This window comes from Candidatus Kryptoniota bacterium, from assembly GCA_036567965.1.
In the GTDB taxonomy this organism is placed as follows: domain Bacteria; phylum Bacteroidota; class Ignavibacteria; order Kryptoniales; family JAKASW01; genus JAKASW01.
The window spans coordinates 433853-457633 of the sequence record DATCTN010000031.1 but is presented as its reverse complement, the minus strand read 5'-3'; the positions used below and the strand labels follow the sequence as shown (position 1 = coordinate 457633).

Genomic DNA, 23781 nt, shown 5'->3' with positions numbered 1-23781 from the left:
CGCCGCGTTTGCCCTGTCTGTGCTCAGTTCCCAGCCTGTGTAATCTGTTCTCAGGTACTGACGCGCGTCGGTGTACCCCCAATGGTGTCAAAATTAAAAATTGTTAAGGAGGATTGTTCCTTAAACTACTCCAGCACTCAGACGTTATATTTACTATGAAACGGAGGTCGCGATGAAGAAGTTATTTTTCGTGCTGATGTTCGCCTCGACGATTTTTATTGTTCCTCAAGGAACTAAGGCGCAGGGGATTTCATTCCGGGATTTCTATTCTTCACTGTCACCGTATGGCGAGTGGGTCACTGTCGGTGACTACGGAAGATGCTGGCGCCCGATCGGAACGCCGATTGGGTGGAGACCATATACAGACGGTCACTGGGTTTGGACCGAATACGGCTGGACGTGGGTTTCAGGATACCCCTGGGGATGGGCAGCATTTCACTATGGACGATGGACATTCGATCCCGAATACGGGTGGGTCTGGGTGCCTGATTATGTATGGGCACCAGCGTGGGTCGAGTGGAGATGGGGCGGCGGTTACTGCGGCTGGGCACCGATGCCACCTGGATTTCATTTCAGGGTTGACGTCGTCGTCACGGGCGACAACAGGGATTTTGGAGTAGGGATGGGCGGATGGATTTTCATTCGGGCCGACGACATGGGAAGGGATCGATACAGATTCGTTGAGAGAGCAGCGGTTCCGAGAGCGATGGGAAGCACACGCAATGTGACGGAGTTCAGGTTCACCTCAGGAGGCGTGTACAACTCGGGACTTCATCGCGAGGAAGTCGAAAGATTTACGCACAGGCGGATCGAGACGATTGCCGTCGAGCGCTCGAATGAAGCAGGACAGGAGCGACTAGAAGGCAATCGCGTCCGGATTTATTCGCCGGCACCGTTCGCGCCGCAGGTGAGAAACGAAGGACCTGGAGTTCGAAATGGCAGGAGTTCGAATCCACATCCTGGACCACAGCAAGCGGTTCCTCCGGCTCGCTCGAGGGTACGTTATGTAGAACGCCACGACAATCCTGGAAAAGCCCAGCCGCATTATCAGCCGCGGCGAGACGACAGAGGAAAACCTGCAAAACAAGAAAACCCCAAGAACAACGATCGCGGCCGGGAGCGTGAGTCGAAACCGCGAGACAATGGACCAGGTCGCCATCCGTAATAAGAATTCAACGAATATCAGAGAGCCCCGTTATAGACGGGGCTTTTTTGTCCGCCAATTCCACGCGACACACTTATGTCTTTTTAGTAAATTAGTGACGTTATGAAAATTCTTGTAATCGAAGACGAAAAGAAAGTAGCTCGGTTCCTGAAATTGGGGCTGAAGGGTGAAGACCACGAAGTCGATAACGCTTATGACGGCGAATCCGGCGAGAAGATGGCTCTGACCGGAAAATACGATGTCATCGTCCTCGATATAATGCTTCCCAAGAAGAACGGGTTCCTGGTGCTCAAATCGATTCGCGCGGCAGGCGTGCCGACACCTGTCTTGATTCTCACTGCTAAGGGAAATCTCGAAGATAAGGTCGAGGGATTGGATCAGGGTGCTGACGACTATCTTGTCAAGCCGTTCGCGTTCGCGGAATTCATTGCGAGAGTCAGATCGTTGGGCAGAAGGAGCGGCGCGGAGAGAACGACGACGCTTCACGTTGCCGATCTGGAACTCGACACCCTTACTCGCAAGGCGAAACGAAGCGGCAGAGAAATCGAACTGACGAACAGAGAATTTGCGCTCCTGGAATACTTCGTGAGGAATGTCAACCGGGTCCTGACAAGGACGGTTATTTCCGAGCACATCTGGGAGTATAATTTTGATACCGGGACGAACATAGTGGAGGTGTACGTCAACAAGCTGAGGAACAAGATCGATTCGGGTTCCGATAATAAGCTCATTCACACAGTGCGTGGCGCAGGTTACATGATGAAGAGCGAATAATGTTCAAATCTATCCGACTAAAACTCACACTCTGGTATTCGATCGTCCTCCTGATTGCACTCGGGACATTCGGCGTGTCCTCGTACTTGTACACGGGAGAAACTCTCTCCGAGAACCTGAACATTTCACTGAAGAGCGAAGCTGAATGGCTGCGCGACATTCTGGAAGGTAAACTCACAGTCGAGCGCGGGAGGACCCGGAACCTGCGACGCGATCTTTTCGTGCCGCCTTCGAACACCGACACCAGCTCGGAGTCCGACAACCAGGACAGAAGCGATGAAGACTTCGCGATCTGGAACAAGATTTACGAGCACTCGCTTTTGAACTCCAAGAAACAGTTCGTCTACATATTCGACAGGCGGGGGAGAACATTTTACAAATCTTACAATCTCGGCGCCGACACGCTCTCCTCGCCTCCCGACCTGAAACCGTATCAGGTGTCTGTGACGACGGCGATGATAAACGACCAGGCAATCCGCCTGGCGGCGATGAACACAAAATTCTACCGGATACGTGTCGCTTATCCTGAAGATGAAATAAAGGAAGTCCTTCAAAACCTGTTTTCCATTTTTCTACTCCTGATACCTATAGTCTTTCTCATATCGGTCGTCGGCGGTTACTTCCTTGCCAAGCAGTCGCTTCGCCCGGTAGACAGGATTACGCAGACCGCACGCGAAATAACCGCAAGAAATCTGCGGCAGCAAATCGAGGTCGCCAATCCGCGAGACGAGATCGGCCGCCTGGCGGAAACTTTAAACGACATGATCAGCAGGCTCGAAGCCTCCTTTGAGCAGGTGAGCCAGTTTTCCATAGATGCTTCTCACGAGCTCCGCACGCCGTTGACGATAATGAGGGGAGAAATCGAGCTCGCGCTGCGCGGAAGCAGGACGACGGCCTCATACAAGAAAACGCTGGCCAGTCTCCTCGATGAAGTCATCAGGATGAGTGAGATCATTGAAGGATTGATCCTCCTTGCAAAGGCGGATACCGGAGTTGCGAAACTTGAAAAGAAACCGACGCGCCTCGATCAACTGGTAACGGAAATCAAGAGCGACATGGAGATCCTCGCAGACCAGAAGAAAGTGGCGATCTCCATTTCCAAGCTGGAGGAGTTGACGGTGAGCGGCGACGAAGTCAAGCTCCGTCAGCTCATGTTGAACCTCATCGACAACGCGATAAAATACACCCCCTCAGGTGGGCGTGTGACTCTCTCGCTTCAGGCAGTGGATGGCTGTGCGGATTTTGTCGTGGAGGATAGCGGAGTCGGCATCGCTTCGGAAGATCTTGCAAAGATCTTCGACAGGTTCTACAGGGTCGACAAAAGCAGGAGCAGGTTGCCCGCCGGACTCGGACTTGGCCTATCAATCGCTAAATGGGTAGCGGAAGCCCACGGCGGACATATTACGGTTGAAAGCAAATCGGGAGTGGGGAGCAAGTTCAGTGTTTTCATTCCCGCTGACCCGGTCGTCCCCAATTAAGATTTTTTAATCTCCATTTAATTGGCCGGAGCACATGCGTCTCGTATGTTATCACCAACAAAAAACCTACAAAGAAGGTGAAACATATGAAAAAAGTCATGTTGCTTGTGCTCCTTGCATCGTTCGTGGCATTCGGCTCGGTCTATTCACAGGACGCTCCAAAACAGGAGAAGAAGACCGAAATGAAAAAGATGCCGAAGAAGAAAATGGCTATGAAGCACAAGAAGAGCACGAAGATGCGTGCGAAGAAATCAATGAAGCCGATGAAGCATACAAAGGCTATGAAGTCGAAAAAGGACATGAAGCCCAAGACGCCGGACAGTCAACCTTCCGGCAAGTGAGATTTTCTGTCCTCACGCAGAGATGCAAAAAGTCCGCCGATGGCGGACTTTTTTTATTATAAGAGACAAGAACCCGTTGAGAGCGAACCGGGACTTTCTTAGTGTCGCCCTACTTCGGTCAGCTTGAACGGATCGAGGATTTCATCAAGGAGTTTTTCCTTCACGAGCTGCTTCTCCAGAAGTACGGCTCTGATGGTTTTGTTTTTCGCTACCGCCTCCTTGACGACTTCAGCCGCCTTGAGGTATCCGATATGCGGTGTCAGGGCAGTCACAATGCTGACGCTCTTCTCGGCGAAATCTTTGCAGACTGCTTCGTCGGCTTCGATCCCGTCTATACACTTATTTTTCAAAATGCGAAGCGCATTCCCGTAAATTTCAAGCGCGAAAGTCAGGTCAAATCCGATTACTGGCATCATGACATTCAACTCGAGCTGTCCTGCCTGAGCGGCATATGCGATCGTGGTGTCGAGCCCTATGACCTGGAACGATACCATGTTCACCATTTCCAGAATACTCGGGTTGACTTTCCCGGGCATGATCGATGACCCCGGCTGGACGGCAGGGAGCTTCACTTCGGCAAATCCCGTGCGGGGACCGCTGCCAAGAAGACGCAGATCATTCGCTATCCTCGTGATATCCAGAGCAAGGTTGCGGAGCGCTCCGCTTAGAGCGGCTGCGCCGGCCATACTCTGCATCGCCTCGAAATAATTGTCCGCCTGTTTGAAGCCAATCCCGGTGAGTGACGACAACTCTTTCACCATCATGGCACGGTATTTCGGATCGGCGTTCACCCCTGTCCCGACCGCAGTCCCCCCGATTCCGAGATGAGTGAGTTCTTCTCTCGCCCGCTTGATCCTGTCCATATGACCGCGCACGCACGCCGCGTATCCCGAAAATTCCTGGCCGAGTCTTATCGGGGTAGCGTCCTGCAAATGAGTCCGTCCGGATTTGATCACATGGTCGAACTCCTTCGCCTTCTTCAGAAATGATTTCTCCAGGTCCGCAAGCACCGGCAGGAATTTGTCGGTCATCAGAATCGCAGACACCCGGATGACTGCCGGTATCACATCGTTCGTGGATTGCGCCATGTTCACTTCGTCGTTCGGATTGACTAAGGAATAATCCCCGCGTTTTCCGCCGAGAATTTCTATCGCGCGGTTCGCAAGAACCTCGTTGGTATTCATATTGTGAGAGGTCCCGGCGCCGGCCTGGTACACATCCACAACAAACTGGTCCGCGAGTTTCCCGCCGAGCACCTCGTCGCACGCGGCAATTATCGCGTTTGCCTTTTTCTTGTCGAGAAGCTTAAGCTTCCTGTTCACTATCGCGGCGGCTTTTTTGACCAGCACAGTGGCCTTGACCCAATCCTGGTGCGGCCTCACCCCGCTTATAGGAAAATTCACAACGGCTCGCTGAGTCTGAACTCCGTAATACGCGTTGACAGGAACCTTCAGCTCGCCCAGCGAGTCCTTTTCGATTCTGTACTCCATTTTACAGCCCTTTCAAATTTGGACGGAAATTCCCGCCGGTGATGGAACCGACAGATTAGAAATGACCACCTCATTAGAAGTGACCCGACCTAAACCACGCCGGCGTCACCGAACTTGAACCCGATTTCAATTTACCGCTCTCTTTTTTCCGGAGAGGAGTTTGTCTTCGATCTGTGAGGTCGTCAGGATCTTCACACCTTGATTCGACCATTTTCCAAGCAGCTCTCTCCCCTTCTCTTCGTATATCGGCTTCACTGCATCGCTTACCAGGAAGACGTTGTACTTCCTCATCGCAAGAAATCCTTCAACCGCGTAAGCATCGCACACGTCGAGCGCAACTCCGTACACAACAATGTCCGTCGGTCCGAGAATGTCAAGCACGTCGTGAACGTTTGGATTTGAGAAGACATCGAACTTCTGTTTTCTAAACACAATCTCGCCATTATGATCGTTCACCATCGCATCGAGTATCTTCTTATCGAGCTTGATGCTGTCGATCCAGAGCGGGTTCACGGGTTTCGTTGCGCTAATCTTCTCCTGTCCGGACGTGCCCTGCAGACAATGCGGAGGAAACGTCTCGTGAAAGTCGGGTTGATCGGATATCTCGGGATCCGAAAGCGTATGATAATCGACCGATCCGCAAATTGGAATTCTCTGCTCACGTGCGAACGAAGTGAGTTCTTCCAGATTTCCGATCAACGATTCCGCCTCGGGGACATACAATTTGCCGTCCGGCATCATGAAATCGTGCTGCGTATCGACATCCCAAAAGATCAGACTTCCCGCTTCCACATCATTCCCTTATTCAAATCGATCTGTCCGGTCTGCTTCTGGTGAAAAAAACTACTAGTCCGATCCTTTCTCAGGATCTTCCTTCTTGCCGGAAAAAGATTCCTCGAGAGTATGCCAGGCAAGGGTAGCACATTTCACGCGTACCGGGAATTTGGAGACACCGCGGAGTGCAACCGCATCGCCAAGTTCCTCTTCAGATTCCGGGGCGTTTCCCTTCACCATCTCATAGAACTTCCTCGCGACTTTCTTAGCCTCCTCCACTGTCTTCCCCTTGACGAGATCAGTCATGATTGAAGCCGACGCCTGGCTGATCGAGCAGCCTGCGCCCGAGAATTTCGCATCGCTTATCACCCCGTCGCGGACCAGGAGAGTCACTTCGATGTCGTCGCCGCATGATTCGTTGAATCCTCTCGAGCTGTGACTGGAGTTTAAGATAACTCCGTGGTTATGAGGATGCTGGTAATGATCCAGAATTATTTCCGTGAACAGGTCATCTAACGACATCAGCTTTCTTCCTTGGTTTGAAAATTGCCGCCGCTTTCTCAAGTGCCGAGCCGAGCGCCTCGACGTCGGAATCGTTGTTGTATATATAAAAACTCGCACGGGCCGTCGATTGGACCTTGAGTTTTCTCATAAGCGGCTGCGCGCAATGATGCCCGGCCCTGATCGCGATCCCTTTTGAATCGAGGATCGTGGAAATGTCGTGAGGGTGGATGCCATCAATCGTGAAAGACACGACACCCGTCCCTTCGGACTTCGGACGAAGGATGTGGATCCCGTCGATTTTCTGCAGACGATTGACCGCGCGATTTCCAAGCTCGATCTCATGCGTTTCGACATCGCGCATGCCGATGGACAGCAGATACTCGACTGCAGCTTTGAGTCCGATCGCTCCCGCGATGTTCGGCGTCCCGGCCTCGAACTTGTACGGAGGCTTCGCATAGGTGGATGACGTCGGGTATACCTCGTTGATCATTTCTCCGCCTCCGAGAAACGGCTCCATTTTTTCCAACATCTCATACCTGCCGTACAACCCGCCGATTCCCGTCGGCCCGCACATCTTGTGGCCGCTGAACGCGTAAAAGTCGCACCCTATGTCCACGACATTCACGGGCATGTGAGGTGCACTTTGAGCCCCATCGATTATAGTGAGGGCGCCGGCGCTGTGTGCGAGTCTTACAATTTCCTTCACCGGGTTGATTGTGCCGAGGACATTTGAGACATGGACCAGCGATACGACTTTAGTCCTGGTGCTCAGAGAACTCTTCAACGATTCAAGATCAAGACGGTATCCGTCGTCGAGTGTGATAAACTTCAGGACCGCTCCAGTATGCTTTGCGATGATGTGCCATGGAACAAGATTGCTATGATGTTCCATCTCAGTGAGGAGAACTTCGTCTCCCTTTTGAAGGTTATTCAGTCCCCACGCGTAAGCGACCAGATTTATCGCCTCGGTTGCGTTCCTGGTAAACACGACGGTCTCCGGTGCGGGAGCACCGATGAACCGTGCGACCGCGGCCCTGGCTTCTTCATACAAATCGGTCGCCATCTGACTTAGCTCGTAAGTTCCTCGATGTACGTTCGCATTAAATCTCGAGTAGTATTCCTCGAGAGAGGAGATTACTGCCTGCGGTTTCTGGGTCGTCGCCGCACTGTCGAGATATATGAGCGGCTTCCCTCTCGACTCCCAGTTTCGAAATATAGGAAAATCATTCTTTATGTCGTGACGCATGTTGACTCCAATCCTTAAATGCTTCCTTCACTACAACAAAATCCCCGCGCGTAAAATTCTTTTCGAGAAACGGAGATCTGCCTTGCCGACGCGGAAGTTCATCGGATTCTATTATAACGTCAGCGTTTCAGGGCGATTATGATGGTGCCGACACCCGAAAAGATCAGAGCGACATCCCGGAACACCGACAGGATCTCCTCCACGGCGCTGAAAGTCGAGCCGGGTACGATAATCGTGTCACCCGGCAAAAGGAGCGGCGTCTTCACACCCGTGTTCTGGTAATCCGTTAAATCTACGGGTATGACCTGCGTCTGATAGCTGGAATCCGGCTGCAATATTTGTCGCACGATCTTTATGTCGGTCAGCTGCGCATGTTCAAGCGGGCCTCCTCCGAGCGAGACAAGCTGAACCAGGTCCGTAGAGCTCGGGACTTCATATCTCCCCGGGTGCAGGACAAATCCCCAAAGATTGACGACGATTGTCAATCCTTCCCGTCCTCCCAGATAATAATAGGATGGCGCACTTGAACCCTGAGGAGCCACCTGCTGACTGCTGAAAAGTCCCTGCGCTGAAACTTCTTCCCCGATAAATGAAAATAGAATCATCGATAATACGATTGCCAATTTGGATCGCATTTCTTTCCTTTCTAATTGACAGTAAAAGTCTGCCAGATCGATTTTGCTTGCTGGTCTGTTTTGATATTGTATCTATCGATCCGCCATTGGTATTGATGACCCGATGTCAACGAATCGAAGGCGGTTGTAACCGTATCATAGGGAAAACTCGGGCTGCTCCTGTAATCGGAAAACGCTTTTGGACTGACATAAATATATTTGGACGCTATGATATCCTTGAGTCGAAGGACTGTGCTACCGCCGTTCGTATTATCAGTCCATGTGAAGACTATTCCGAGTTTGGAGATTGATTGACCTAATCCCGGGCTGATCAGCGTCGGTCTCGCAAGAAGCATTATGCTGACGGTATCCGACCAGTTGCTGAGGCTTTGATCCGGCGAGACAGCTTTCATGCTGTAGTAATATGTCGGTCCGATGACGACGGAATTATTGTCTATCATCGTAGAATCTGCAGATGATGCGGAACCAATCAAGACGAAATTTACGGGTGATCCATGTGTGTCGACAGAATCGGCCCGGTAGATATTGAAGCCGGCCGTTCCGGGTACCGGGTACCACTGCAAAAATATTCCTCCTGCGGGCGAGTCATCCTGTCCTATGCCTTGTTCCACCACCGAGGTAGGTGAAGACTGCGGGACAAACTGCGGAGTTCCTAAAGTATAGACCCGCGTGCCCTTTGTTGAGCAGCCGTAGAGCACGGGAAAAATCGCCGCCATCGCTATCAATGAAATTTTCTTCATTTGAAAATCCTGTCGAGATAAAACGAAGCGCTCACCCTGTTGACGTTGCCGAGACTCTGGGCAAGAAACGCATAATCGACCTGCATAAAATTAAGATCGATGCCTGCCCCAGCGGTAATGTCACCCGCGTCGAGGCCGGCGCGTATCGAGAGCAGGTTCTTATAGACATACTCGAGGCCGTAACGAAGATCGCCGTATTCCGTGTCCCTGTTAAAAGCGAGGACGACATGGCCGTTTATGGCGTCAACGGGCGCGTCGTACGACAATCCCCACAGTATGGTTCTCGGGATATATTCGGTCGTTTGTGTGTCCCACGCTATCCTGGTATTAGTCACATCGCGAACATTCATTCCGAAAGCTAACCTCCCGCGATCTGAAGCGGATGGGAAAACCGTGAGCGGGACACGGAACATGAATCCGCCGTCGAGCCCGACTCCAGATCCCGCGCGGCCGTAGAGCGAGCGGTGAATTATCTTGAAGTTCACACCGATTGGCATCTCAACGGGAAGCTTGAAGAGGGACCACCCGAGGTCTAAATCGAACTTGAACATCCTCGAGATGTTCAGATAGATTCCGTCGTCGGCACTACTGAAATATCCGTTGTTGGAGCTCGTCTTCACAAGCTGTTCTCTTTGAGTCGGCGATAAGTCGATCCAGTCCAGGTCCGGCTCGAAGGGAATATTGTCCACACTGAGCCTTACCCAGTCGACTGAAAGATTCAGGTCCTGTACTTTCTGCGTATACCCGACGAAGAAGAAATTAGAGAGGGGCGAAAGTATTGAACCGTATTGTGAAGAATACATCATGGTAAGGATCTTAGAATTAACAAGTGCTGTCCCTGCCGGATTATAGTGAAAGGCCGTCCCATCGTCAGCCAGAGAAACGTAGGCGTCACCGAGCCCGAGGGCTTTCGCGCCGACGGGAATCTCTAGAAAACTTCCTGCGTATTGGGATTGAGCGGATACTGTCGACGCCAGAAGTGAAATATATATTATGAGACGCTTCACCTCAACCTCGCCAGTTTTCCGATGTCTTGGACAGTCTTGCCTCCGCTGCTTACGCTGACCTTATAAAAATAGACGCCGTTTGCCACCTGGTTTTGAAAATTATCGGTACCGTCCCACCAAGCCTCGTGATAGCCGACAGCCGTAGGCGAACCGGTACCTCCCCGGAGGAGACCGAAGGTTTCGTTGTTGTCATTGCTGGGGTACCGGATTGTCTTCACCAGTCGCCCGCTCACCGAATAAATTTTTACTTCAACTGCGTCAATCGGGTTGGAAGAAGTGACGTCGAACGCGATAAAAGTGTCGTTTATAAACGGATTCGGATACGCCCCGTAAACTTTCAGGTTGAAATCTGATCTGACCACGAAGTTCACTGTAACAGGCGCGGAGACATTTCCGTTCGCATCTTCAGCCGACAGTACCAGCGCGTGCGCGCCCGAAGTAAGCGGAAGCTGAACTGCAGCCGTAACCGATGTCGGATTGGTGACTGTGTCTGGCAGGATTATCAGTGAGGTGTCAATCTGCTGATTGTCAAGAAGAACTTTGATGCTCTTTCTTGAGAGATATATCCCGTCCTCGTCGTGAAGCAGGAGCGAGAACCGCGGATTGGGCGGGACATTGTCGCCGTCCGAGAAAAACTGTTCCCCGACTGAAACCGTTACCTGTGGCGGTGTGTTGTCGGAGGAAAACCCGGCGACAAATGTGCCGAGCGAGCTGACGGTCGCGGAGACTGCTCCAGCTGCAAAATTCCCTCCAACTTTATTAACCGTGTGAGTCCTGTCGTCATAAATATAGAGATGAAGAGCGGAGAGATTCGCTTTCGTGGTGGAATCGGGATTAGTGACTAGAACTGATACGGTGTAACTGCCGCTCTGAGAGCTTCCGATGGAAAGAAATCTGCAGAATTGAGATCCGCCGCTCTTGTACTTCGCCAGAATTATGAATGGCTGCTGAAACAAAACCGGAGAAAGTTGGTCGACCTGAAATATCTGCCCGGGGGATGCTCCGGTCAGAGTGCCGGTCGTGTCGAGAATTACTGTTCCGCCTGGGCTCGCGGATGTGTAATCGACATTGATGGTGGATGAAGCGAAGTTGTTTTCAGGATGAAGATCATAGCCGTTGGTAAGACTGTCAAACGCGAGGTACATATAAATCCGGTGGCTGCCTGTAGTTAGATTTACAGGTACACTTGCCAACTGTTGAAAGAGAGTGTCGAAACCGACTCGTACCGATCCGAGGAATTTGCCCGCGGGATTCTTCGCTCCATCATAGAAATCTACCCTGACATTTTGTGCCGGGACTTTATTCCAGTCGTAAACGAATGCCTGGAGCCGAACCGATGTGTCTGCGACGACCTTTATGGTCGAGTTCACATTTACATAGCTGCCGGGTGAATACGCGGAAATATCGGATGCCCCAGGCACAGTGTAACTGGCCTGGGTGCCCGTGAATGTTCCACCCGACGATACATTCGCTACTATGCTGCCGATGATGATCTCGCCCGGCTTCAGTGTGTCTCCGCCTACCGAGAAAGTGGCGGAGTATTCGCTTTGCGCAGAAAGTGAAAGCGGAATATTTAGTGTTGCTATGATTCTGTCGCCCGTCGTATTGATGGAGGAATAAATCTTTCCCACAAAATTGACCGAGGTAAATCCCGATCCGGAACTGGCCAGAGCTCCAATCGAAAGCTGAAATGCGGAACCATTTGATGTTATTCCGAACCTTTCGATCTGCGCAAACGAACTTTCCGTGGAGAAATCAATGCTGGATGAGCTCTGGGCGGTGCTATTGTGTACATACACTTTTGCATGGCCCACTCCGGCGAAACCGCCGCTGAAGGGGATATTGAAATTTCCGCTGCCGCTGTTATCCAGCGTCACGTTTGACTGTGCCATGATGTCGCCGTCGAAGTTCGTCAGCTCGACCGTGCCTGTGCCGCCCGCCGGGCCGCCGGAGACGGACCCTGACACGGTCTGGCCGGCCGATGCAGTGTAGGAATTCAGTCTTACACTCGAGTTGTTCGGCGGAAGTTGAATCACGAGCGCGGGATCGCCGATCAGATTATACTGCCCGATCATTCCGACGGACTGCGGCCAGTAATAATAGCTGGCATAATACTCTGCCTTCGCGAGAATGAGATTTGAGCCGACGCTCGTGTTGCTTCGGGTCGAATCGAAAATTAAAGGAAGCAGCTGGCTGTCCATATAGAAATCGTTCAGAAGCCAGCCGAGTCCCGAAGAAGCGACAAGTCCGACCGCTCCCTTGTTCTGCGCAAACAAAAGCGTGGAAGAAAGGGGAACTCCTTCCTGACCGTCAAAAGCGCCGGCAAAACAAGTCATGCTCGCGATGAATGGGTACTTTCCGTTATTCGACATGCTGCTGACCTCGTCATTGGTGAGGATGCCGTTGTCAGCCCAGATCGCACCGCCGCCGTGACCCATGTAATTGACGAGTGAAACGCCCTGGTTAAAATGATTCAAGAGGTCTTGAGTCGTGCCGTAGTATTTGGTGTCCACTTGCGGATCCTGAATGCTCGTATACAGCCTTTCAGTAAAAAAATGGGAAGGAATCATCGCATGCACGACTGAATCCGTTTGGGTGTGAAAGACTTCTTCTTCGCCGGCTATCAGCAAAGTGGAATTCTGCCATCCGAACGACTTATTCAAATAGTAACTCAACGTTTTGTCTATGGCCGACTTCAGCTGGTCGGAAGTCAGTGCCGGGATCCTCCCGACAGCGACATCGGGAAGCGGGTCGTCTCCGTCTACACAAGCGTAGAAATTGTCGGCTGACGTCGCCCCGAAGGTGTAAGTTTGAACGAGCATCACCGGGAGGAGATTGGTAACATCATGGCCGTTCTTTGTGTCCCACGTCCCTCGTCCGACGAGGAGCACGTACTTCGGCGCCGACGACCATTTATGGTACGCGTTCGATATGAAATCTCTTATTGCATATGGGCTTTTTATTCCATAATTGAAATCATCATAAACCTGGACGGCGTCTACCACAAGAGTTTTCACTCCGTGCGTATTGTACCATGACGCAAGCTGGTTCACCGGGTTCGAAGGGTCCTGTGTTTTAGTAATATCGTCAAGCTGGCGGCTCGATATAATTATGTAATCGGCTGAATAGTCGTACGAAGACAATCCCGAATTCGGGACCTGTTCGATCAAAATCGGTCGAAGTTTACCCGCGTCGCTCACCGCTATCAGCTGATCGTCGGGGGATTGCATATACGCCTGGAAGGATGCGGTGTAACCGACTGGCGAGCCCGGTGTATTGATATAACGGATCGTGATGTCGGTGATCTTCGAAACATTCAACCTGTAAACCGAGACGGTCGAGTTATGAAAATTCTGAATGAGGAAATTGTAATAGCCGGGCTGCGCATTGTCGGGAATTGTGAACTTAATGTAATCGTTATCGGCCACATACAAACGCTGGTATTCCAGTTCGACCCAGTTCAAAGCAAACGTAGAGACGGCAACATTTCCCGGGTTCGCGTCGAAGACCTGGAGATTGTTCGACCCGTTGTGAAGCACGCTCTGAGGGATATTAGCAGCCGAACCGACTGAAGATATTTGTATGTTCTGGTCGTCCCATGTCGAATTAAGAACATGAGTCTGGTTAATAAACAACTCGGCCTGGTGTTCGTTTGGTACATTAGGCGAGTTATTCGAACCGTCAAGATGAGTTATCCCGTGAAATGCCGCGGTAAGCGTGAGAGGTTGTATCGAAGTTGTATCGGGATATGAAAGTGTAAACGGAACTGTCACCGTGTGATTGCTCGAGACTTCCGCCCAAAACCAGTGATCACGCCTGTCAAAGTTCTGATTTAGGTCGACGGCGTCCAGTCGCTCGAACCTGAGGTCCTTTTCGAGATGGGCGGTCTGAGTGAATGAGTAGCCTGAAAGATCGACGGCGTTGCTTACTCGATTCAGTGCGCCCGATTCGGTGACGAGCCTCTGAGCAGGGGCGGTAGAATCATCCGTAAGGAGATAGACATTGTTGTCTGTAAAAGGATCAGCGTATAGATCGGGACGGCCCCCGGAGTAGTTGACCCTGTTCGCCGTTCCATAAAATTCAAAATAGCTGTCGCCGGTAAAGGCGGTGCCACCGGAGGTGTGGACGTAAATCGGAATCTGCTTCCCGTGATTCCACAATGTCATGTTTTGTGAAGTGAAACCGGAGAGGTTCACGTGCGAGGTGTCGAGATCGGTGGCGGATACGTGATAAATGCCGTCCTGGTTCACAATAATCCTGATATATGAACCTGCGGGTGGAGGGGCACTGCTCTGCACTTTGTTGGTCAGTTTCGATGATAGAACCCCTGACGGCTTATCGAAGTCCTCAGCGAATGGCTGTGTGGAATTAAGGCTGACCGTTACAGACTCGTAGTAAGTCAGCTGTCTGGAGGTCGGGCTGTAAACGTAAGGAACAACGATCAGAGAAAAGACTTTTCGCCCTCGCATGATCCCGACCTGTTTTAGAATTACTCCGCTAGACGCGCCGAGCGCCGCAAGATCCGGTTCCGCAACTCCGGGAAGTCCGGTGGAGCTGTCTACGAAAGCTGGAGGCGGGCTGGAGAGAGAAAGTATGGCGGGATTGGATCTCTGAACCGAGTAGCTGACATTTCCGGTCGACACAAAAGGGAACGAGATATAAGGAACAGAACCGTACGAGCCATCTATGAGCGAAAGGACGCTTGTTTTGTCGGATGTAATCGTGAGAACTCTTTGAGTGGGCGAAATCGATTTGACACTCAATCCTTTTCGCACAGCCGCGTTCAGCTGAGACGTGAATGTGAAAAGAACTACTAGAAGAAAGACCCTTTTTCTGTCGATCACTTTCCGTGGCAGTTCTTGTATTTCTTCCCGCTCCCACAGGGACAGGGATCGTTTCGGCCGACTTTCTCGGCGACTCTGATCGGCTTTCGTTTAATTTGGCCCTGCGCCCCTTGCGCGGCGGGCTCTCTGTTGCCCTGAAGACCGAGTCCGGCGGCGGAATCGTGATGAAGCTGCATTTGTTCCCGTCTCGGCATCTTCGCCGCTCGGCGCTGCGGGATTTCTTCCGGCACTGCAGGAAACGCCCTGAAAACTATCTGAAGTACTTCTCTGTTTATCCCTTTCAACATCGTCACAAACATATCGAATGCCTCACGCTTGTACTCGACAAGCGGATCCTTCTGTCCGTACGCGCGGAGATTGATTCCCTCCTTGAGGTCGTCCATTTCCCGCAGGTGCTCTTTCCATTTTTCGTCGATGACCTGGAGAGTCGCCATCCTTTCGAGACGACTCATTATCTCCACTCCGAGCTCCTGTTCCTTCCGATTGTAAAAGTCGACAGCCGCGTTGTATGCCCGATCAGCAACGCCGTCCTTACCAAACCGCCTGAATTCATCGGGCGTAAAACTTATGTCTGTGAGGAACGTGCGTCTCAATTCATCTATGAAACCGGCGATATCGCCGTCGTCGTAATAATTCTCCACGATCTCATTCATATGCTCACGGAGCATGTCGAATATCTCGTCCTTCAGACGCTCTCCGACGAGCGCGTGCCTTCTTCTGTCATAAACGACTTCTCTCTGCTGGTTCATGACGTTGTCGTACTCGAGAAGCCTCTTTCTGATTGCGAAGTTGTTCTCTTCGACCTTCTTCTGGGCGCGCTCGACACTTCTCGTAATCATCGAGTGTTGAATGACGTCGCCTTCTTTCATGCCGAACCGGTCCATGACTTTCGCGATCCTGTCGCTGCCGAAGAGTCTCATCAGGTCGTCTTCGAGGGACAGATAAAACTTTGACGATCCGGGATCGCCCTGTCGTCCCGCGCGGCCGCGCAGCTGCCTGTCGATCCGGCGCGCTTCGTGCCTCTCGGTTCCGATGATGTGAAGCCCGCCCTTTTCAACAACACCGGGACCGAGCTTGATGTCGGTTCCACGTCCCGCCATGTTTGTTGCAATCGTGATAGCTCCCGGCATTCCGGCGCGCGAAATGATTTCCGCTTCGCGTTGATGCTGCTTCGCATTCAGAACTTCGTGACCGATACCGCGCCTCTTCAGCATTCTGCTCAGAGTTTCGCTGACTTCAACGCTCGTCGTTCCGACCAGAACAGGCCGGTGCTCTTTTTTCATCTCTTCAATTTCTGTGAGCACGGCGTTGTACTTCTCACGCTTTGTCCTGTATATGAGATCGTCATGGTCGTCACGGACAACAACTCTGTTCGTGGGCACCACCACAACATCAAGTTTGTAAATGTCGTAAAACTCTCCCGCCTCAGTCTCCGCCGTCCCGGTCATGCCGGCGAGCTTCTTGTAAAGTCTGAAATAATTCTGGAGAGTGATCGTTGCGAGAGTCTGTGTATCTCGCTCGACCTTGACACCCTCCTTGGCTTCGATCGCCTGGTGCAATCCCTCCGAATACCGGCGGCCCTGGAGAATTCTTCCCGTGAATTCATCTACGATCAGGACCTTGCCATCCTGCACAACATACTCGACGTCCTTTTCGTAAAGCGAATAAGCCCGCAGCAGCTGGGAGACGGTGTGTATCCTGTCGCTTCGTTCCGCGTATAACTTGTAAAGCTCTTCCTTCTTTCTCTGCATTTGACCCGGCGTGAGGAACTTGTCTGCTTCTATCACGCTGACCTCCGTTCCAATGTCGGGAAGAACGAACATATCTTTATCGGCCTGCGACGACGCTAGAAAGTCTCTCCCTTTTTCCGTAAGGTCTATGACGTGTGTCTTTTCGTCAACAGCGTAAAACAGCTCGTCGTCGATTTCGTGCATGCGAGAGCCCTGGTCCTTCAGATATTCTAGTTCGGTCTCCTGCATCAGGCGCTTATTCGACGGCTCGTTGAGGAGTTTCGTCAGCCTGTTGTGCTTTGGAAATCCCCTGTAGGATCTCAGGAGCAGTACCCCCGCTTCTTTGGTTTTTCCTTCTGCAAGAAGCTTCTCCGCATCTGCCGCGTACTTGTTGATCAGTCTGATCTGCTCATTTACAATTCTCTCTACTCGCGGCTTCATATCGTCGAAGGTATGTTCCGAAGACGGCACAGGCCCGCTTATAATGAGAGGCGTCCTTGCCTCATCGATCAGAACTGAGTCTACTTCATCGACGATCGCGTAATAGTGCTCTCTCTGGACTATATCGTCGGCTTCCACACCCATGTTGTCGCGGAGATAATCGAATCCAAATTCATTGTTGGTACCGTAGGTTATGTCGCACTCATACATCTTTCGTCGCTGGGAGGTATCCATGTCAGACTGAATACAACCGACAGTTAATCCGAGAAATTCGAATACTTTCCCCATCCATTCGCTGTCACGCTTGGCAAGGTAATCGTTAACGGTTACGAGGTGCGCCCCTCTTCCCGGCAACGCATTGAGATAGAGCGGCATCACGGCCACAAGTGTCTTTCCTTCACCCGTCGCCATTTCCGCGATCTTTCCCTGGTGGAGGACTACCGCACCCATCAGCTGAACGTCGAACGGAACCATGTCCCAGACTATTTTGTGTCCGGTGACATCCCAGCTTTGACCTACGAGCCGTTTGCAAGCTTCCTTAACGACTGCAAATGCCTCCGGAAGAATCTCGTCGAGTATATCATATATAATATCATCACGATCGCTCTCAATATTCTCCAGACGCTCGTAAATTCCTTTTCGCTCTTCACCCCGGATATCTTCTTTGAGTTTTTCCTTCAGCTCTGCGATCTCTTTTTCGACTTCGGAAGTCTCACCCCTTATTCTTTCCCTGAACGCTGTGGTCTTTTGCCTTAACTCGTCGTCAGTAAGTCCCTCCACCCCCTTTAAAGCTTCATTAATCTCCACTGCAACCGGGACCAATTTCTTTGCGTCGCGTTCATGTTTCGAGCCAAATATCTTCTTTAGAAGGGATGCTGCCATTTTTCCTCTTAAATAGTCCAAAAAATATAGTTAGGCGGGTACCCGTAATCAAGGTGAACGGAATCAGCCTTCCGCTCCCTCCAACGCACGCTATCAGCCTCTCCGAAGTTTATTCTGGGCCGCCACCTCAGGTGACAGATTACCCCCTCACTATTTTCCCGTACCGGCTGTCCAGATGTTGTTTGTGGCGTCCACGTCGGGAAGTATCTTATCGGGATCGACAACGACGGAATCGAGGGACGAAGTCGATGCATACCTGAAAGTGAACAACCCGCTTCGCTCCCAGACTTCAACAGGTAGATTGAGTCTTCCGGTTTTACCGTCTGATTCTTTGACCTCAACAGTTGTAGGCATCACCATCTTTCCTTTATTCTCAAGGGTGATAAGAGCTCCCTTTGAGGGATCACCGCCGACGTACCTGACGCTGTCAACAGCCTGATCGAGATCGTACTTCTTCACGAACCAGCCTTTCCAGAACCAGTTGAGGTTTTCTCCGGACGCATCGTTCATAGTTCTAAAAAAATCTTCAGGCACAGGGTGTTTATATGCCCAGCGCTCTATGTAAGTCCGGAATGCGTAATCGAATCTGTCTTGGCCGAGAACATATTCCCTCAGCATGTAAAGGCCGAGCGCGGTTTTATAATATTCCAGTGTGTGAACGTATCTCCCCGGAATAGCGTCTGCGTAAGTCACAATCGGGAGCGAGTTGGGTCCGACCATGAAGGGTACAATGTCGCGTGCCGGGTTCTTTCCTTGCGGATCAAATTCATTGTCCCTTTTAGGAGCGTACTCTCCGCGATTGAATTCGTCAGACGCGTAAACGTCGATGAACGTATTGAAGCCCTCGTCCATCCAAGCGTTCGCCCGCTCGTTTGAGCCCACGATCATTGGAAACCAGTTATGTCCGAGCTCGTGCGCGGTAACATACCACATCACCTTGTTGTACATTTTCCACCAGCAGAAAACGATGGCTGGATACTCCATTCCACCGACCGGCCCCGCGACATTTATCGCCGACGGATATGGATATTCGAACCAGTCTTTTGAAAAGATCTCGATACTTCCTTTTACATATTCAGTAGATCTTCCGTAACACGAATCAGCCGAGCTCTCTATCGGGTATACGGACATGGCGAGAGATTTTCTGCCGCTCGGAAGATTTATGCAAGCTGCGTCCCAGATAAACGCGCGGGAGCTCGCCCACACGGCGTCCCTGGAGTTCTTCATACTGAAGTGCCATGTAATCATTCCCTTCGCTGTTGGACGCGTTGCGGCACTTCCTACCTCAGTCGGCGAAACAATGTACACTCTCTTGTCACTTTTTCTCGCCTCGGCAAGCTGCGCAATTTCTTTGCCGGTCAAAACTTTCTGCGGGTTTACAAGTTCTCCCGAACCGACTACAATCTGGTCGGCAGGCACCGTTACCGAATAGTCGTAATCCCCATATTCAAGATAGAACTCTCCCGCTCCAAGAAACGGAAAGCTGTTCCATCCATGGACATCGTCGTAGACTTCCATTCGAGGGTACCATTGGGCGATGTCATAGATTGCTCCATTCTGAGTGTACATCCATCCCGTTCTGCCCATCCCACCCGGCGGGATCACGAACGAGTAATGAATAGTGATCTTGATTTTGTCTCCCTTGGGCCTCATCGCTATCGGGAGCCTGATCTGCATCCTTGTATCATTGATGAGATAATCTCCCTTAATGCTCTTTCCGTGTTCCTCAATCATGACGGATTCAATACTGTCTCCTCCAGCGAATTGAATGTCCGGATTACCGCCGCTTATTATCCCACGTGAGCCCTTTGCGAGCTCGTTTTGCTCAAGCTGCATCCACAGATAAGAAAGCTCGTCCGGACTATTGTTAGTATATGTTATCTCCACTTTACCATTTATTGATTTTGAATTTGTGTCGAGCGCCGCTTCTATTTTGTAGTCGGCTCTGTTTTGCCAATAGTTTGCGCCCGGCGCTCCGCTGGCGTCCCGGAATGGAGAAGTCGAAGCGCTGCCAAAAGCCGGATCGAATGTCTCATGCGGATTGTACTTCGCGTCGTCCTGCGATCTGCATACTTTCGCATGTACTAGAATCGCGAGAAAGCAGATAACGGATAAAAGTCCCTTTTTCATTTTGAATCCTCAGATAATGTGAATAAACAAACCGGATTAAAGATATGCCGAATCGGCAACTTTCCCTATTTAAATCGTACTCTTAATGAGTGACACTCGAAATACGCTTCCGGTCTGTGTCAGAAATATAGTTTTGATCGTTTGCAAAGGCAAAGCATGAAGGAGGCATGATGGCACAGCTTGTTTGGAATCGACTAAGCTCAATACTAAATTCATCTGACTATGAAGATTAAACCGATCGCCGCAGTATTCGGCATAGCCGCTGTTGCAGGGCTGGCAATATTCGTTTATTTGTTGCCTTCATATACGGGTCTCTATTCCGTCGACAGCAGGCTTACTCCTGCTGATGCGCGCTCAATGTCAGAGAGTCTTGCAAAAGAAATCGATGTGAAGATCCCGGCAAGATCGATGAACAATACAACATTCGGCCTGGATGAGATCGCCCTAGTTTATCTTCAGAGCAGTGTGGGTACAAAACGCGGAAACGAACTTGTAAGGTCGGATTCCATACCATTGAATTACTGGACGGTTATTTGGTTCGACCCATCGCAGCAATCAAAAGAGGGAGAGATTTTCCGTGCGAAATATTCCCAGGGGGGACATCTTATATCTTACTCAATCACAATTCCCGACACGGCCGCCGGAAAGCTCCTCGACGAGAGCAAGGCAAGAGACGCGCTCAATTCGTACTGGCGGACCCATAACCTCAGTGTCATAACCGGAACGAACCTGGATGAGTGGAAAGAGAAATCGTCCGAACCTGTGAGGCTCGAGCACCGACAGGACTGGACATTTACTTTTACGAAGCAAAGGGCGGATTCCTTTGGTCTCGAAGGGAGGATTTCAATCAGGATTTCCGGCGATCAGTTGGTCTCATTTGAAAAATCGTACGAGGCCCCGTCGGAGTTCACACTGCTTTATAATTCCAGGAGCACACCTTATGTGTTTCTCACTTTTGCGTCCTGGGTGGTGATTTTTGTCCTCTTCGCAATCGGTCTCGTGATATTCCTGAAAAGATACAACGAAGGAGAGGCCGGAGTCGGCTCATCTCTCCTGGTTAGCGGAACATACTACATCGCGGCTGCCCTATCTATGGTTCTCTCTTTCCCGTCGATCTCCAAAGGAGTTCAGATCTCGACATTAAACCTGTTCTACGAAGGGCTGGTAGTTCTTGCCGCGCTTCTTCTCCTGTGGACACCGCTCCTCGGAATCCTGACTTTCTCAGCGTGGGGCATAGGTGAATCCTCGGCGCGCGCCCAATGGCCGAACAAATTGTTTACCTTCGATGCCGCGACTCATCTGAAGTTCTTTAATGAGAAAGTCGGCATCTCGATACTTCGCGGATACGCGTTCGGCCTGATACTTATGGGTCTCTACGCGATCGCCAATCCGGCTTTCTCACTCAGAGTAGTTCTCGCTAATTCCAGTACTCCTCTGGATTCGTACGTCCCTTCGGTCCAAGTCATAGCCGAATCGTTCGCGCTCGCTCTCTTCTGCGAAACCTTCTACAGGTTCGGTGTCCTTTCCTTTTTCGGAAAGAAACGGCTCGTCACCGGAATCACAGTTTCAGCGGTGTTGTTCGTCCCTTCGCTTTTTTACTCGCTTCCATACGGCGAGTATCAAATCCTCCCTCGCATATTGATCACTGTCGTCTTATCTCTGGCACTGACTTTCATTTTCCTTCGATATGATTTCCTTACGGTCCTGGTCGCGAGCATTCTTTTCAATCTCGCACACTCGCTCGTGCCGCTATTCGGTTCCGAGAACTCCTATTATCGCTTGAACACGATTGTTGCTTTCGCGATTCTTGTTCTTCCGGTGATTCTTTCGTTCGTCGCTCTTGTAAAGAAACAGCACTTCGAGCTTTCAGTCAACCTGATGCCCAAGCATATCCGGCGGATAAGTGAAAGAGAGCGGATGGCGCGCGAACTCGAGATAGCAAAGAATGTTCAGATCAACCTCCTTCCGAGATCCAACCCCTCTCCTTCCGATTTCGAATTCGGAGGAATATGCATTCCCGCCCTCGAAGTCGGGGGAGATTACTATGATTTTGTCCAACTCCCGAACGGAATGATCGGCACCGCGATCGCGGACGTTTCAGGAAAAGGTCTGCCGGCTGCCATATACATGACTCTCACCAAAGGAGCGCTCCAGGCATACGGTGAAGACCAGCCCTCTCCGCGGAAAGTTCTGAACAGGATAAACTCGATAGTATTCAAGTCAATCTCCCGCGGAACTTTCATTAGTATGATCTACGCGGTTCTCGACACGCGTACGAAAGTGGTGCGCTTCGCCAGGGCAGGACATAACCCGCTTGTGTTCTTTTCGACCGGCGCAAACTCGGCGAAACTTTTCACGCCGAACGGACTCGCGCTTGGACTCGACAACTCGGATAAGTTCAATTCTACGCTGGAAGAAATGGAGATTGCGTTGAAGCCTGGAGACGTGCTTGTGTTTTATACCGACGGGTTCAGCGAGGCAATGGACTCACAGGCAAACGAATTCGGCGAGCCGAGACTTGTGGAACTCATTGAATCTGCCCGCCATCTCCCCGTGGACGAGATGCTCACCGAAATCGAAGAAGGTGTCAGGAAATTTGTCGGCAACGCCCCACAGCATGACGACATGACAATGGTTGCGATAAAAGTGAAGCCGACGCCGGCTCACTGACCATCTGTCGCACCCCTAGCCGACAGCCGCTTCAGTATCAATTCATGGATATAAGGATTGCACGCGAGTCCGGTGCTCCCGTAGATTGTGCGGTTTCCCTCGAAGTCGGTAAATACTCCGCCCGCTTCTTCGATGATAGGTTTTATTGCGGCCACGTCCCATGGCTTAACGATCGGGTCGACCATCGCCTCTGCCGAGCCTTCCGCGACAAAAGTGTAGCCGAAGCAGTCGCCGAATCCCCGGTCGTGATACGAAGACTTGACGATATCGAGGAACCTCCTTTCGTAATGCGTCCCGACGAAGTAGCTGAGTCCTCCGAACACAATACCCGCCTTCTCCAGAGTTCTGATTGTGCTGACTCTTATTCGTTTCCCGTTTTTGAATGCACCGTGGTGTTTTGAGGCGTAGTAGATCGACTTCAGCGCCGGTAGAAACATGATTCCCGCGACCATCTCGCCTTCATGCTCGAGGCCGCAGAGGGTCCCCCAGAACGGAATACCTCGGGTGAAATTCCTCGTCCCGTCGATCGGATCGATGATCCACCTGAATTCCTTCCCGACGGCGCTTTCTCCGAACTCTTCTCCGTAAAAACCGTGATGAGGAAATTTACGCGATAATTCGCCGATGAGGAACTTCTCGCACTTTTTGTCGGCAATCGTAACAGGACTACGGTCGGACTTGTAGTCCACTCTCAATCGCGAGCGGAAATACTTGAGAGTGACTTTCTCCGATGCCCTGACAATCTTAAGAGCACATTCCAGCTCTTTGGAATATGATTTCAACAATCTGACCCCCCGATAAGAGTGGAAAAAATTAATGCCAGATTAAGTTACGCGCCCGCTTTTGATTTGTGCGCCTGCTCGCGTCGTGCTTTTATTTTCGCCTTGATCTTCTTCACTTTCCTGTGGTGTTTCTTCGCTGCCTTCTTTG

16 protein-coding genes are annotated in these 23781 nt (G+C 51.1%); 5 read left to right on the top strand and 11 right to left on the bottom strand.

The window, feature by feature from the left end:
• Window positions 1-172: 172 nt before the first annotated feature.
• From VIS48_16670 to VIS48_16655, 4 genes are all read left to right on the top strand, one after another.
• Window positions 173-1165, top strand: coding sequence for a DUF6600 domain-containing protein (locus tag VIS48_16670; GenBank protein ID HEY9167789.1), 993 nt, complete (start codon window positions 173-175; stop codon window positions 1163-1165).
• Window positions 1166-1267: 102 nt separating this feature from the next.
• The gene (locus VIS48_16665) at window positions 1268-1939 is read left to right on the top strand and encodes a response regulator transcription factor (GenBank protein HEY9167788.1); all 672 of its coding nucleotides are present in this window, start codon (window positions 1268-1270) and stop codon (window positions 1937-1939) included.
• Entirely contained in the window at window positions 1939-3417 is a 1479-nt protein-coding gene (locus VIS48_16660; protein ID HEY9167787.1) for an ATP-binding protein, read from the top strand. Before VIS48_16665 ends, VIS48_16660 begins: the two co-directional genes overlap by 1 nt.
• 86 nt (window positions 3418-3503) lie before the next feature.
• Window positions 3504-3758, top strand: a complete 255-nt coding sequence (locus VIS48_16655; protein HEY9167786.1) for a hypothetical protein — start codon at window positions 3504-3506, stop codon at window positions 3756-3758.
• 98 nt (window positions 3759-3856) lie between these two features.
• Here the strand turns inward: VIS48_16655 and VIS48_16650 are convergent, their stop codons facing one another.
• From VIS48_16650 to VIS48_16605, 10 genes are all read right to left on the bottom strand, one after another.
• Window positions 3857-5248 (bottom strand): aspartate ammonia-lyase, encoded by a 1392-nt coding sequence (locus VIS48_16650; GenBank protein ID HEY9167785.1) that lies wholly within the window; start codon window positions 5246-5248, stop codon window positions 3857-3859.
• A 126-nt stretch (window positions 5249-5374) separates the two neighbouring features.
• On the bottom strand, window positions 5375-6040 hold the full coding sequence (locus VIS48_16645) for an isochorismatase family cysteine hydrolase (protein ID HEY9167784.1): 666 nt from the start codon (window positions 6038-6040) through the stop codon (window positions 5375-5377).
• A 54-nt stretch (window positions 6041-6094) separates the two neighbouring features.
• Window positions 6095-6544 (bottom strand): SUF system NifU family Fe-S cluster assembly protein, encoded by a 450-nt coding sequence (locus VIS48_16640; GenBank protein ID HEY9167783.1) that lies wholly within the window; start codon window positions 6542-6544, stop codon window positions 6095-6097.
• On the bottom strand, window positions 6531-7772 hold the full coding sequence (locus VIS48_16635) for a cysteine desulfurase (protein HEY9167782.1): 1242 nt from the start codon (window positions 7770-7772) through the stop codon (window positions 6531-6533). Before VIS48_16635 ends, VIS48_16640 begins: the two co-directional genes overlap by 14 nt.
• A gap of 119 nt (window positions 7773-7891) precedes the next feature.
• On the bottom strand, window positions 7892-8407 hold the full coding sequence (locus VIS48_16630; protein ID HEY9167781.1) for a hypothetical protein: 516 nt from the start codon (window positions 8405-8407) through the stop codon (window positions 7892-7894).
• Window positions 8408-8418: 11 nt separating this feature from the next.
• Window positions 8419-9147, bottom strand: coding sequence for a hypothetical protein (locus VIS48_16625; protein ID HEY9167780.1), 729 nt, complete (start codon window positions 9145-9147; stop codon window positions 8419-8421).
• Window positions 9144-10154, bottom strand: a complete 1011-nt coding sequence (locus VIS48_16620) for a hypothetical protein (protein ID HEY9167779.1) — start codon at window positions 10152-10154, stop codon at window positions 9144-9146. The genes VIS48_16625 and VIS48_16620 overlap by 4 nt, the downstream gene beginning before the upstream one ends.
• Window positions 10151-14998, bottom strand: coding sequence for a C25 family cysteine peptidase (locus tag VIS48_16615; GenBank protein HEY9167778.1), 4848 nt, complete (start codon window positions 14996-14998; stop codon window positions 10151-10153). The genes VIS48_16620 and VIS48_16615 overlap by 4 nt, the downstream gene beginning before the upstream one ends.
• Window positions 14995-18051, bottom strand: a complete 3057-nt coding sequence (gene secA / locus VIS48_16610) for a preprotein translocase subunit SecA (protein HEY9167777.1) — start codon at window positions 18049-18051, stop codon at window positions 14995-14997. The genes VIS48_16615 and secA overlap by 4 nt, the downstream gene beginning before the upstream one ends.
• Window positions 18052-18201: 150 nt before the next feature.
• Entirely contained in the window at window positions 18202-20181 is a 1980-nt protein-coding gene (locus VIS48_16605; protein ID HEY9167776.1) for a M1 family metallopeptidase, read from the bottom strand.
• 222 nt (window positions 20182-20403) lie between these two features.
• Here VIS48_16605 and VIS48_16600 point away from each other — a divergent pair, with 222 nt between their 5' ends.
• Window positions 20404-22851: a PP2C family protein-serine/threonine phosphatase gene (locus tag VIS48_16600; GenBank protein ID HEY9167775.1), complete on the top strand. Its 2448-nt coding sequence runs from the start codon at window positions 20404-20406 to the stop codon at window positions 22849-22851.
• Here VIS48_16600 and VIS48_16595 read toward each other — a convergent pair.
• A complete protein-coding gene (locus tag VIS48_16595; GenBank protein HEY9167774.1) occupies window positions 22845-23636 on the bottom strand; it encodes an inositol monophosphatase family protein in 792 nt (263 codons plus the stop codon). The two genes, VIS48_16600 and VIS48_16595, sit on opposite strands and share 7 nt — an antisense overlap.
• Between the last annotated feature and the right edge of the window lie 145 nt (window positions 23637-23781).